The sequence below is a fragment of the Streptomyces sp. HUAS TT7 genome (genome assembly GCF_051550175.1).
Classification (GTDB): domain Bacteria; phylum Actinomycetota; class Actinomycetes; order Streptomycetales; family Streptomycetaceae; genus Streptomyces.
In genome coordinates this window covers 3,463,742-3,475,798 of sequence record NZ_CP196175.1, presented here as the reverse complement: position 1 = coordinate 3,475,798, position 12,057 = coordinate 3,463,742, and the positions used below count along the sequence as shown (strand labels likewise).

12 protein-coding genes are annotated in these 12,057 nt (G+C 71.8%); 8 read left to right on the top strand and 4 right to left on the bottom strand.

Annotation, left to right across the window (positions count from 1 at the left end; genetic code table 11):
• Positions 1 to 102 precede the first annotated feature (102 nt).
• The 3 genes from ACSHXC_RS15475 (at position 103) to ACSHXC_RS15465 (ending at position 2,882) form a co-directional block, all read left to right on the top strand.
• Positions 103 to 891 (top strand): class II aldolase/adducin family protein, encoded by a 789-nt coding sequence (locus ACSHXC_RS15475; protein WP_438292188.1) that lies wholly within the window; start codon positions 103 to 105, stop codon positions 889 to 891.
• 121 nt (positions 892 to 1,012) lie between these two features.
• The gene (locus ACSHXC_RS15470) at positions 1,013 to 2,257 is read left to right on the top strand and encodes a hypothetical protein (protein WP_438292186.1); all 1,245 of its coding nucleotides are present in this window, start codon (positions 1,013 to 1,015) and stop codon (positions 2,255 to 2,257) included.
• Positions 2,258 to 2,384: 127 nt separating this feature from the next.
• Positions 2,385 to 2,882 (top strand): DoxX family protein, encoded by a 498-nt coding sequence (locus tag ACSHXC_RS15465; protein ID WP_438292184.1) that lies wholly within the window; start codon positions 2,385 to 2,387, stop codon positions 2,880 to 2,882.
• Here the strand turns inward: ACSHXC_RS15465 and ACSHXC_RS15460 are convergent.
• Both ACSHXC_RS15460 and ACSHXC_RS15455 read right to left on the bottom strand, forming a co-directional pair.
• A complete protein-coding gene (locus ACSHXC_RS15460) occupies positions 2,786 to 3,052 on the bottom strand; it encodes a hypothetical protein (protein ID WP_438292183.1) in 267 nt (88 codons plus the stop codon). The genes ACSHXC_RS15465 and ACSHXC_RS15460 overlap by 97 nt on opposite strands.
• Positions 3,039 to 4,331 (bottom strand): PspC domain-containing protein, encoded by a 1,293-nt coding sequence (locus tag ACSHXC_RS15455; RefSeq protein WP_438292181.1) that lies wholly within the window; start codon positions 4,329 to 4,331, stop codon positions 3,039 to 3,041. Before ACSHXC_RS15455 ends, ACSHXC_RS15460 begins: the two co-directional genes overlap by 14 nt.
• Positions 4,332 to 4,527: 196 nt before the next feature.
• Between ACSHXC_RS15455 and ACSHXC_RS15450 the strand changes: the two genes are divergently transcribed.
• The 4 genes from ACSHXC_RS15450 to ACSHXC_RS15435 all read left to right on the top strand — a co-directional run bounded on the left by ACSHXC_RS15450 (position 4,528) and on the right by ACSHXC_RS15435 (position 9,029).
• The gene (locus tag ACSHXC_RS15450) at positions 4,528 to 5,808 is read left to right on the top strand and encodes a PspC domain-containing protein (protein ID WP_438292180.1); all 1,281 of its coding nucleotides are present in this window, start codon (positions 4,528 to 4,530) and stop codon (positions 5,806 to 5,808) included.
• Entirely contained in the window at positions 5,805 to 6,485 is a 681-nt protein-coding gene (locus ACSHXC_RS15445) for a LuxR C-terminal-related transcriptional regulator (protein ID WP_053728328.1), read from the top strand. Before ACSHXC_RS15450 ends, ACSHXC_RS15445 begins: the two co-directional genes overlap by 4 nt.
• 84 nt (positions 6,486 to 6,569) lie before the next feature.
• Positions 6,570 to 7,811, top strand: a complete 1,242-nt coding sequence (locus ACSHXC_RS15440) for an alpha/beta hydrolase (protein WP_438292178.1) — start codon at positions 6,570 to 6,572, stop codon at positions 7,809 to 7,811.
• An 81-nt stretch (positions 7,812 to 7,892) separates the two neighbouring features.
• On the top strand, positions 7,893 to 9,029 hold the full coding sequence (locus ACSHXC_RS15435; RefSeq protein ID WP_438292177.1) for an alpha/beta hydrolase: 1,137 nt from the start codon (positions 7,893 to 7,895) through the stop codon (positions 9,027 to 9,029).
• Between the two features lie 19 nt (positions 9,030 to 9,048).
• On the opposite strand, the gene ACSHXC_RS15430 is transcribed toward ACSHXC_RS15435, so the two are convergent.
• Positions 9,049 to 10,101 carry an NlpC/P60 family protein gene (locus ACSHXC_RS15430; protein ID WP_438292176.1) on the bottom strand — a complete coding sequence of 351 codons (1,053 nt, stop codon included), beginning with the start codon at positions 10,099 to 10,101 and terminating at the stop codon, positions 9,049 to 9,051.
• Positions 10,102 to 10,464: 363 nt separating this feature from the next.
• On the opposite strand from ACSHXC_RS15430, the gene ACSHXC_RS15425 reads away from it, so the two are divergent.
• Complete coding sequence (locus tag ACSHXC_RS15425; protein WP_189963007.1) at positions 10,465 to 10,818, top strand: hypothetical protein; 354 nt, start codon at positions 10,465 to 10,467, stop codon at positions 10,816 to 10,818.
• 16 nt (positions 10,819 to 10,834) lie between these two features.
• On the opposite strand, the gene ACSHXC_RS15420 is transcribed toward ACSHXC_RS15425, so the two are convergent.
• Entirely contained in the window at positions 10,835 to 11,965 is a 1,131-nt protein-coding gene (locus ACSHXC_RS15420) for an NlpC/P60 family protein (protein WP_438292173.1), read from the bottom strand.
• Positions 11,966 to 12,057: the final 92 nt, after the last annotated feature.

Genomic DNA, 12,057 nt, shown 5'->3' with positions numbered 1-12,057 from the left:
GTACCGACGGCGCCGTCCCGCACCCGGGGCGGCGCCGTCGCCTTTGTCGCCGGGGACCGCACGACTCTGTTCACCTGCGGTAACGCGAGGTAGCTTCCGGCCATGACTGAGATGCCCCAGCCGATACCGGTGGACCAGCTGCGGTTCGATCTGCCGCCCGTGCACGAAAGCCCCGCCGAGGAGCGGCAGCACCGCAAGGAGCGGCTCGCGGGCGCGCTGAGACTCTTCGCCCGGTTCGGGTACGAGGAGGGCGTGTCGGGCCATGTCACCGCGCGGGACCCGGAGTTGGCGGACTGCTACTGGGTGAACCCGTTCGGGGTGCCGTTCGCGCATGTCACCGCGGGCGAGCTGGTCCTGGCCAACGGGGACGGGCAGGTCGTGCAGGGGAGTCACCACGTCAATCAGGCCGCGTTCACCGTGCACGCCGAGGTGCACCGGGCCCGCCCCGACGCGGTCGCCGTCGTCCACACGCATTCGACCTACGGGCGGGCGCTCGCGGCCCTGGGCGAGTTCGTCGAGCCGTACACGCAGGAGGCCTGCGCGTTCTTCGAGGATCACGCCGTGTACGACGCCTATACCGGGGTGGTCGTGGACACCGAGGAGGGCCGGCGGATCGCGGCGGCGCTCGCTTCGTACAAGGCGGTCGTCCTGCGCAACCACGGGCTGCTCACGGTCGGGGACTCGGTGGACGCGGCGGCCTGGTGGTTCATCTCGATGGAGCGGTGCGCGCGGGTGCAGCTCGCGGCGCGGGCGGCCGGCAAGCCCGTACTCATCGGCCGGCGGGACGCGGTGGCGACCCGGGACCAGCTCGGCAGTGATCTCGTGGCGTGGATCAACTACCAGCCGCTGTGGCGGCAGATAAGCCGGGCGGAGCCCGAACTCCTGTCGTAGTACGTCAATTTGATCGTGCGTCAATCACCCGCCCGGCCGGGCGGTGCCGACCGCCGGGCGGTTCTGGTGCGCGACAATTCGCTTACGGTTCAAGGGGTTTGGCGCACGGACGGAGTTCCCGGTGGCAGTGCAGGAGGCTCGGCAATGCGGGGGTGACTGCGCGCACGGCGCGCGGGACGGACACCGGCGCGCGGTGGCGGCGTTCCTCGCCAAGCGGGACGGGCTCGCCGCGGGCGAGGGGCTGCCGGCCGCCCTGGCCCACTCCGCCGGGGCGTCCCGCCAGTGGGTCTCGGACGAGCTCACCCAGTCCGCGCGGCTGGTCGCCGAACGCGGCCGGGAGGCGGGCCGGACCTGGCCGGAACGGGTGTGGCGCGGCACGCTGGCGACGGTGTGGGGCGGCGTGTTCGCCCTCTCCCTCGCCGAGACCGCCACGGCCGTCGGTGCGGGCTGGACGGCGGCCCGCACCGTCGGACTCCTCTCCGCCCTGGCGGCGGCGGTCCTGCTGACGGCGGCGGCGTACCTCCACCGGTCGCGCGGCGGCCTCCTCGCGCCCGTGCTCGGCGAGGACAACCGCCTCTCCACCTCGCGGGCGGTCGCGGCGGCCTGGATCCTGTTCGCGGCCTTCGCCGCCTTGTTCCTCGCGCTGCGCCTGGCCGCGACCTCCGGCTCGGCCGGGCGCGAGAAGGTCTTACACGGTCTCGAACTGGCCCGCTGCGGCGGCCTGTTGACGATCGTGTTCTGTGTGTCGTTGATCGCGGTGGTGGTCCGCCGGGTCGTGACGGTACGCATCCACGGGCAGCGGCTGCAGAAGGTGCGCGCCGACCGGCCGCGCGGGGCCGACCTCCTCGCCGACGACGCGGGACGGGGCAGTTTCGCGGACGCGCAGTACGTGGTGGTGACGCTGGTCGGGGTGCTGTTCGCGGCCGTGCGTCTGGCCCGCCGTCCGGACCAACTCCCGGATGTTCCCTGGGGGTTGGCGGTCCTGGTGCTGATCTCCGCGATGACGTACGTCGCGGGGAAGTACGCGGAGGGGGGCCGTCCGGTGGTCCTTTCCGTCGTACGGGCCCGGGAGGCGGGCGACCTGGACGCGCCGATCCGTACCGGGGACGACATCGAGATCCGCGGGGCGGGGTTCGTCCCGCCGGGCGCGGGCACGCCGGACCGGCTCGCCCGGATGGTGGTCCGCATCGGGGCGGTCCACGTGCACGTCCCCCTGATCCCGGTCCCGGGCGGCTTCGCGAACCCGACGGACGGGGTGCTGACCGTGCCGGTGCCGGTGGACGTGGAGGCGGGGCGGGTGGAGGTCCGGGTGGTGACGGCGGCGGGGGTGGAGACGAACGGCGTACACGTGGAGGTGGCCGAGTAGAGGCCCGCCCCGGGAGTCCGGGGCGGAGCCCCAGGGGGCTGACCCCACCCGGGGTGGGAATGAGACACCCGTTCCCCTCGTCCGTATCGTCTGGTGACAGGCGAATGGGATGGAGGCGGGATCAGCCATGGCACATGGACATGCGACCGGGGTAGGGACCCGGGCCGACCAGGCCCGCAGGTACGCACTGCTGCCGCTGAGGATCTTCCTCGGCGTGACCTTCGTCTACGCCGGCCTCGACAAGCTCACGGACAGCGCGTTCTTCCACGCGACCGGCACCGGCTCCATCGGCGAGCTGATGCACGGCGTGCGGGACAGCTCCGCGATCCCCGCCCTCGTGGACCTCGCCCTGAAGAGCCCCGCGGGGTTCGGGTACGCCATCGCGTTCGGCGAGCTGGCCGTCGGCATCGGCACGCTGCTCGGCCTGTTCGGGCGGCTCGCCGCACTGGGCGGCGCGCTGATCTCGCTCTCCCTGTGGCTCACGGTGAGCTGGCAGACCAACCCGTACTACTACGGCAACGACCTGGCCTACTTGATGGCCTGGCTGCCGCTCGTACTGGCCGGGACGCCGTTCCTTTCCGCCGACGCGCTCCTCGCCAACCGGCGCCGCTTGCGCACCCCGTAGTCGATCCAGCTCACGAGCGAGGCGATCCCGAGGCCCCCGCAGACCAGCGGGATCGCCACCGGCGAGGGGGTGTTCCACTGCCCGGCCGCGTCCCCCGCGAACAGGACGGCGGTCGCGGCGAGCGCGAGCCCGGCGACGAGCCGGCCGGGGCGGAACTCATGACGCAGCACGGTCCACCTCCACCTGGCCGACGCCGACCTTGAGATGGAGTTCGAGCGTCCCGGCCGGCTTGGCCCCGGCGGGCGGAGCCAGGGTCGCGGTCCGCTTCTCACCCGGTGTGACGTGGATGTCGTCCGGCTTCTCGCCGGGCAGCCGGATGTCGCCGAGGCCCATGTCGAAGGTCACCTTCACTGTCACGTCCTTCGGTACGACGACCTTCGCCTTGCCCGCGCCGACCTCCGCGCCGGTCGTCACGGTCTGCCCGGGCGGCACGGCGATCCGGCTCAGGTCGAGGGTGCCGACGCCGGTGCCGAGGTGATAGCCCGGCCGTACGTCGCTGATCGCGGCGGGCGTCCAGTCCGTCCGGGCCCAGTGCGAGTCGATCGACTTGGGCAGCGCCGCGGACCCGGCGAGCAGAGCCGCCGTGAGCACCGCGAGGAACACCGTGCCGAACCCCGTACGGCCCAGGAACGAGCTCAGCATCAGGCCGAGCGCGAACACCGCGAGCGCCGCCGCGAAACCGATCTGCAGGCCGGTGCCGAGCGGCTGGTGGTCCCAGGCACCGCCGAACCCGGCGCCGAAGGCCAGCAGCGCGGTGAGGAAGATCAGCCCGCCGATGGAACGCGGCCCCCGGCTCTCGCGTACCGCCGCCTTCGCGGCCTTGCGGGTGGCCTTGGAGACGGGCGGCGCGTCCGCGTCCGCCGGGCCCCACAGATAGCCGCCCGGGACCGGCCCGGTGGTGCCGTCCTTGACGATCGGGTCCCGCCACCAGGACGGCGGGGACGGCGCGGGCGGCGCCTTCGTCTCGGGCGGCGCGTCCGCGACGGCCTGGGCCGCGACCGGGTCGAGCGGGCTGTCCGCAGGAGTGGTGGAGCGGCGCTGCGACCAGACGGCCGCGCCCGCGAGGAGCAGCGCGAGCAGCACGGCGAACGTCATCACCGAGCCGTTCTTCAGCATCGTGAGGAAGATCCCGCAGCCCGCCAGGGCCATGAGCACGGCCACCAGCGCCGCGCCCTCGACGCGGCCGGTGAGCAGGCGGCGGGCCTCGTTCTCGTCCTCGCCCTCCATGGGCACGATCAGCCAGGCGAACCCGTAGAAGACAAGCCCGAGACCGCCGGTCACGGACAGCACACCGAGCGCGATCCGGAAGATCACCGGGTCGAGGTCGCAGTACCGGCCGAGGCCGCCGCAGACTCCGCCGATGACCTTGTTGCGGCTGCTGCGGCGCAGCTGCGGGGCCTCGGGGGCCGGATCGGGCGGCGCGAGGGGCGTCTCGGTCGGCGTGCTCATACGTACATGGTGACGGGCCCGTGCGGCCCACGGCACCCGCCCCGACCCTGGCCTCACCCTGATTTCGTCCCCGAAGGGAAAGGAGCAGCGCCCCTGACGGGGGAGGTGGCCTCCCCCGTGCGAGGGGGCTGTCCTCAGGGAAGCCTGGGGGCCAACCCTGATGCCCGGGGGCCCGTGGCCGTGTGACGATCGTGGCATGCCAGTCGCCACCCCCCGCCTGTCGCCGCCCGAGGCCGACGAAGCGCCGGTCCGCAAGCTGTACCGCTCCGCCGAGGGGCGGATGCTCGGCGGCGTCGCGCGCGGGCTCGCCGGGCACCTCGGGCTCCCGGTGGTGTGGGTGCGGGTGGCGTTCCTGGGGCTGCTTTCGATCAACGGCCTGGGCGCGCTGCTCTACGCGGTGTTCTGGTTCGTGGTGCCGCTGGGCCTCGGCGGTACGACGGCCGAGCCGCGCTCCGCGTTCGAGGTCAGCCCGGACGGCCGGCGAAGGCTGCGCAAGCCCGACAAGGGCCAGGTCGTCGCGCTGATCGCGCTGGTCTTCGGCGCCGCGATCTTCGCGTCCAAGGTGGACGTGGGCGGCTGGGCCAACCCGTACATCTTCCCCAGCATCCTCATCGGCGTCGGCGTCATCCTGGTGTGGCGGCAGGCCGACAACACGCGCCGGGCCCGCTGGACCGAGGGCGCCCGCCGCAGCCGGTGGCTCCCGGTGGCCCGGGGGCTTGCCGGGGTCGCCCTGGTCGGCACCGGGCTCACCGGCTTCGTCGTCGTCAACGGCTCGGCCGCGCAGCTCGGCAACGTACTGACCGCGGCGATAGCGGTGCTCGCCGGCATCGCCCTGCTCGCCGGGCCCTACCTGGTGCGCATGACGCAGGACCTGTCCGAGGAGCGCCTGATGCGCATCCGGGCCCAGGAGCGCGCCGAGGTCGCCGCCCACGTGCACGACTCGGTGCTGCACACCCTGACCCTGATCCAGCGCAACGCGGAGAACGTCGGCGAGGTGCGGCGCCTGGCCCGCGCGCAGGAGCGCGAGCTGCGCGCCTGGCTGTACAAGCCGGAGGGCACCGGCAAGGAGAAGGAAGAGGAACCCGCGACGCTCGCCGAGGCCGTCAAGAAGGCGGCGGCCGAGGTCGAGGACAAGCACGGCGTCCCCCTTGAAGTGGTCGTCGTGGGCGACTGCCCGCTGGACGACGGCCTGACCGCACAGATGCAGGCCGCACGCGAGGCGATGGTGAACGCGGCCAAGTACGGTGGCGAGGGCGGCGCCGTCCAGGTGTACGCGGAGGTCGAGGGCCGCAGAGTCTTCGTCTCCGTACGGGACCGGGGCCCCGGATTCGATCCCGACGCGGTGCCCGCCGACCGGATGGGCGTACGAGAATCAATCATCGGCCGGATGCAGCGCAACGGCGGTACGGCCAGGCTGCGTTCGGTGCCCGGCGGGGGCACGGAGGTCGAGCTGGAAATGGAGAGGGCAGAGGGATGACCGAGGAAACGACAGGCCGCCACGTCAGGGTGGTCCTCGTCGACGACCACCGGATGTTCCGCACCGGAGTCCAGGCGGAGATCGGCCAGACCGAGAGCACGGGCGTCGAGGTGGTCGGCGAGGCCGCCGACGTCGACCAGGCGATCACGGTGATCACCGCGACCCGCCCCGAGGTCGTGCTGCTCGACGTGCACCTGCCCGGGGGCGGCGGCGTCGAGGTGCTGCGCCGCTCGGCGGCCATGATGGCGGCCGCCGAGAACCCGGTCCGCTTCCTCGCGCTGTCCGTCTCGGACGCGGCGGAGGACGTGATCGGCGTGATCCGCGGGGGTGCCCGCGGCTACGTCACCAAGACCATCACCGGCACCGACCTGGTCGACTCGATCTTCCGGGTGCAGGACGGCGACGCGGTGTTCTCGCCGCGCCTGGCGGGCTTCGTCCTGGACGCGTTCGCCTCCACGGACGCGCCGCCGGTCGACGAGGACATGGACCGGCTCACCCAGCGCGAGCGCGAGGTGCTGCGCCTGATCGCCCGGGGCTATGCCTACAAGGAGATCGCCAAGCAGCTGTTCATCTCCGTCAAGACGGTCGAGTCGCACGTCTCGGCGGTGCTGCGCAAGCTCCAGCTGTCCAACCGCCACGAGCTGACCCGCTGGGCCACGGCACGCCGGCTGGTCTGAGCCCCCGTAACGGTCGCCGTACGGGGGTGACCGACGATTTCATCTTCGTAAAACCATGGCAAAACCGGCAACCCGGGCGCGCTCATGTCACTCTTGCCGGACGTGATGAGCCTGACCGGAACCCCCTTCTTCGTCACCGCGATCGTGGTGACCGCGCTCGCCGTTCTGGTGCCGCTGCTTGTCTGGCACAAGGTCGGCGGGCCGGTCGTGGTGCGCGGGGCCGTGCGGCTGTTCATGGTGCTCATCGCCCAGGCCTCGGCGGTCGTCGTGGTGTTCGTCGCCGTCAACAACGCGAACGGCCTCTACGACACTTGGGGGGACCTGCTCGGCACCGACAGCCACGTCGGCGCGGCCCCCGACCTCGGCGTCGACGGCACCGGCGGGCGCAGCATCGCCAAGGAGCCGCGCGTCAAGCAGGCCTTCGCCCCGGTCGACGACTCCAGTCTGGGCACCGGTGTCCAGGTCACGCATCTGACCGGCCGGGTCTCGGGGGCGGACGGCGAGGTGTACGTGTGGCTGCCGCCGCAGTACGACGACCCGGCGTACAAGGCCAAGGACTTCCCAGTGGTCGAGATGCTGCCCGGCTACCCCGGCTCGGCCAAGGACTGGTTCACCAACCTCGACGTCACCGGGCAGCTGCGGCCGCTGATGGACGATGGCGAGGTCAAGCCGTTCATCCTGGTCGCGCCGCGCACCTCGCTGCTCGCCGGGCAGGACACCGGCTGCGCCAACGTGCCGGGCGTCGTGAACGCGGACACCTGGCTCAGCGTGGACGTCCGCAAGATGGTCACCGACAACTTCCGGGCCGAGACGGGTGCGGACGGCTGGGCCGTCGCCGGGATATCGGCCGGCGCCCACTGCTCGGCGAAGCTCGCGATCGAGCACCCCGACCGCTACCGCGCGGGCGTCTCGCTGTCCGGCTACAACGACCCGGCCGCCGAGTCCGACTCGATCACGGCGGGCAACCCGGCGCTGCGGCGCGAGACCGACCCGCTGTGGATACTGACCCACGCCAAACACCCGCCGAAGACCTCGCTCTTCCTCACCGGCCAGCCCCACGACGGCTACGAGGACGGGCTCGCGCTGCGCGCGGCCGCGAAGGCGCCCACCAAGGTGTGGGTGCAGAAGACCGGCGGCGGTCATCTGAACGTGGTGTGGAAGCCGCTCCTGCCGGAGGTGTTCCGCTGGCTGTCCGGCCAGGTCAGCGGCGTGCAGAACGCGAAGGACGTGCAGGACGCCAAGGGTGGCCCGCGGCCTGTCGGCGGGAGTGGCGACGCGGCGGTCGTGCAGGCCACGGGCGCCGGTGGCGTACGGGGTGAGAAGTAAGGGGCACGGGGCGTCACCCTTTGGTAAAACGCTGGTAAATCGGGCAACTGGTGTTCGCGGCCACCCCTCTAGGGGGGCGTGATGAGCCTGACCGGAACCCCCTTCCTCGTGATCGCGATCCTCGCGGCGGTGGCAGCGCTGCTGCTGCCGCTCGTCCTGTGGACCAGAATCGGTGGGCCGGCCTTCGTGCGCTGGGTCTCGCGGCTCCTCATGCTGGGCTTCGCCCAGGTCACCGCGATCCTCGTGGTCTTCCTCTTCGTCAACAACGCCAACGGCCTGTACGACACCTGGGACGACCTGCTCGGCGGCGGCAACCATGTGAACGCCGCCCCCGACCTCGGCCCCGACGGCACCGGCGGCAGGAACGCGGCCAACGAGCCCAAGGTGAAGCAGAAGTTCGAGCCGTACACGAACAAGGTCGGCAAGGGCGTCATGAAGACCACGCTCAAGGGGCAGGTCTCCGGGGTCGAGGGCGATGTGGCGGTGTGGCTGCCGCCGCAGTACAACGACCCGGCGTACAAGGACAAGACCTTCCCCGTGGTCGAGCTGCTGCCCGGCTACCCGGGGTCGATAGGCGCCTGGTTCGGCACGCTCAAGACGCAGGAGCAGCTCACGCCGATGATGGAGAAGGGCGAGGTCGCGCCCTTCATCCTGGTCTCGCCGCGCACCACCCTCCTGGACGGCAAGGACACCGGCTGCGCGAACGTGCCGGGGGTCGTGAACGCGGATACCTGGCTGAGCGTGGACGTCCGCAAGATGGTCACCGACAACTTCCGGGCCGACACCCGCGCGGAGGGCTGGGCCGTCGCCGGGTACTCGGCGGGCGCCCACTGCGCGGCCAAGCTCGCCATCGAGCACCCCGACCGCTACCGGGCCGGAGTCGACCTGTCCGGCTACAACGACCCGGCCGCCGAGAAGGACTCCATCACGGCGAAGGACCCCAAGCTGCGCGAGGAGACCAACCCGCTGTGGATCCTCAAGAACGCCAAGACGCTGCCGCGGATCTCGCTGTTCGTCTCCGGTGAGCAGACCGACGGCTACAACGACGGGCTCGCCCTGAAGAAGGCCGCCAAGGCGCCCACCGCGGTGACCGTGGTCAAGCTCAACGGCGGCGGCCACGCGAGCGCGGTGTGGAAGACCCAGGTCCCGGACGTCTTCCGCTGGCTCACCAAGGAGATGGGCGCGGGCGCCAAGGTCGAGCCCGGGCAAGGGGTCTGACGTACCGTCAGGCGTCGGGTCACGCGGGCCGGACGGCGCCCGCGAACGGCATCTGGTCGATCGGCGCGATCCGCACCGGAGCCCCCGGGTGCGGCGCGTGGATCATCTGGCCGCCGCCGATGTAGAGCCCGACGTGGCTGATCCCCGAGTAGAAGAACACCAGGTCGCCCGGCGCCAGCTGGGAACGCGGCACCCGGCTGCCCGCGTTGATCTGGGTGTACGTGGTCCGGGGCAGCTGCACCCCGGCCGAGCGCCAGGCCGCCTGGGTCAGGCCCGAGCAGTCGAAGGACGAGGGGCCCGTCGCGCCCCACACGTACGGTTTGCCGAGCGCGCTGTAGGCGAAGGAGACGGCGGCCGCGGCGCGCCCGATGGGGGCCGCCATCGGCGCGCGCGGGGCGTCGGCCGAGCGGCTGGCCCGGGTGTCGGCGGGGGCCGCGGCCGGCTCCTCGTATGCGGCCCGCTCCGGGGCGGTGAGCTGGGCGAGCAGCGCCTCGGCCGAGGTGATCTTCGACTGGATGTCGCTCTTCTGCTTCTGCAGCGTGGACTGCTGGGCACGCAGCTCCGTGAGCTTTCCGTCGGCGGTCGTGTGCAGCCGGTCGAGCTCGCCGAGCTGCTTCTGCACCCCGGACACCGCGACGGCCGTCCGGTCCCCGGCGCGCTCGGCCATCGCGGCGTCGTCCAGGTACTGCTTCGGGTCGGAGGAGAGGATCAGCTGGAGCTCGGGGGCGACCGTGCCGCTGCGGTACTGGGCGGCCGCCAGCGAACCCAGCGCGTTGCGCGCGGTGTTGAGCTGCTGGGTCTTGCGAGCGGCCTCGTCGCGCAGCTCGTTCAGTGAACGCTCCGTCGCGTCCGCCTTCTCCTTCGTGCCGTCGTACGCCTCCGTCGCGACCTCCGCGTCCTGGTACAGCTGGTCGACCTTGGCCTTGACCTGCGCCGGAGTGAGCTTCGGATCGGCGTGCCCGGAGCCCTCGAAGAGGGTGGCGGTGGCCGCCGACGCCAGGGCGAGCGTCGCGGCGGTGCGGGCGGCGGGGCCGGTGAGCGGATGCTGCTTGGGCTTTCGGTGCGCAGCCACGAGGGCCTTCACGTCCTTCCGTACGGCAGTGCTTCCGCGCTGCGGCTCCGGGGAGGGGAGCCGTTCCGACGACGGACCGCACAGGGGGAACGGCCCGCCGCCGGATCTTTCGGCGGTGGTGACCGACAGCCGCCCGGTGGAGCGGCGGCGGTGGGGAGTCGGCCACCTGGGGGAGGACGCTAAACCTGGGCGACACGGTCGAGCGACGTAATGACGGCAAGTGCCTCTTTCCGGCGTTCGCGTGACCGGCATCGACCGAAGCCCGGACGATGGCCCGCGGGGTGCGCGCCTGCTGTGACCGAAGTGCCGGTTGGGCCCCACCCGCTGCACGACGCCTGCTACGAGGGAATTAGGCTCCGGCCCATGGACGTACTCATCAAGGTCGTCGTCGGCCTGCACATCATCGGCATCGCTTCGCTGCTCGGCGGATTCCTGACGCAGATGAAGGCGATGAGCGCGGGCACCGCCCGCTTCGTCCCGGCGATGCTGCACGGCGCGCTGACCATGCTGGTCACCGGCGTCGCCCTGGTCGGCCTCAACCAGGCCGACGACCACACCCTGAACACCGTCAAGCTCGGTGTGAAGCTCGCGCTTCTGATCGTGATCCTGGGCCTCGTCTATGTGAAGCGGGACGAGGAGAAGGTCGAGAAGGCCGCGTTCGGCGTGGTCGGCGGCCTCACCGTGGCGAACATCTTCATCGCGCTGCTCTGGACCTGAGGCCCGACCGCCGGGGTCACGCGGGCCGCACGCTGCCGTAGATCGGCATGTAGTAGATCGATTCCTCGCGTACGTACGCCCCGGAGTGCGGCGCGTGGATCATCATGCCGTTGCCGATGTACATGCCGACATGGCTGATGTCGTCGTAGAAGAAGACCAGGTCACCGGGTTGCAGATCGGCCGTCGCGATCCGGGTGCCCACCTTCACCTGGTCCCAGGTGGTGCGCGGCAGATCCACCCCGGCCGCCTTCCACGCGGCCTGCGTCAGCCCCGAGCAGTCGTACGAGGCCGGGCCGGTCGCGCCCCACACATACGGCTTGCCCATCTGGGCGCGGGCGAAGGCGAGCGCCTTGGCCGCCTTGGTCGTGGCGGGCGCCGAAGGCGACGAGGGTGACGAAGGCGATGAAGGCGTGTGGCCGGCGGGCGGTGCGGACTTCTTCTTCGCGGCGGCCGCCGCCTGCTGCGCGGCCAGCTCGGCGGCCTTGCGCCTGGCTTCGTCCTGCTTCTTCTTCTCGATCGCGGCGAGCCGCGCCTTCTCCTGCGTGGTCAGCGTCGACAGCAGCGTGCGGGCAGCCGCCAGCTTGGTCTGCACGTCCTGCTTGCCGGCCCGCAGGGTCTGCTGCGAGGTGGTCAGCGCGGCCAGGCTCCGGCTCGCCTCGGCCCGCTTCTTCGCGTTCGCCGCGCGTTCCGTCTCGAAGGTGCTCAGCGTCTTCTGCTGCTCGTCGGAGAGCCGGCCCATCAGCTGGTTCTGGTCGAAGAAGGCCTGCGGGTCGTCCGAGAACAGCAGCGTCATGGTGGGGGTGACCCCGCCGTCGCGGTACTGCGCCGCGGCATAGCTGCCGATCACCCGGCGGGTCTCGTTCAGCTTCGCCGTGCCGGCCGCCACCTGGTCGAGCAGCGCGTCGGCCTTGGCGCGCTGGGTGGCCGTCGCCTCCTTGGCCGCGTCGTACTTCTGGGTGGCGAGATCCGCCTGTCTGTAGAGGTCGTCGACCTTCTTCTGTACCTCTTCGATGCTCGGCTTCGGCTCGGCGGGCGCGGCGTCCGCGCTCTGTGCGAGCAGGCTCACCGAGGCGAGCGCGGCCGTCGTCACGCCCAGGGCGGGCGCGGTAGTGCCTATTCGAGTGCGCGGCTTGCGGTGTGAGGGCAAGGCCGACACCTCCTTCCGGATCGTTCCGGACGGGGGCGTTCCCCGGCTTGCTGCGGCACGCTAGCCAACTCCCGTGGCCCCTGGGAAGGTTG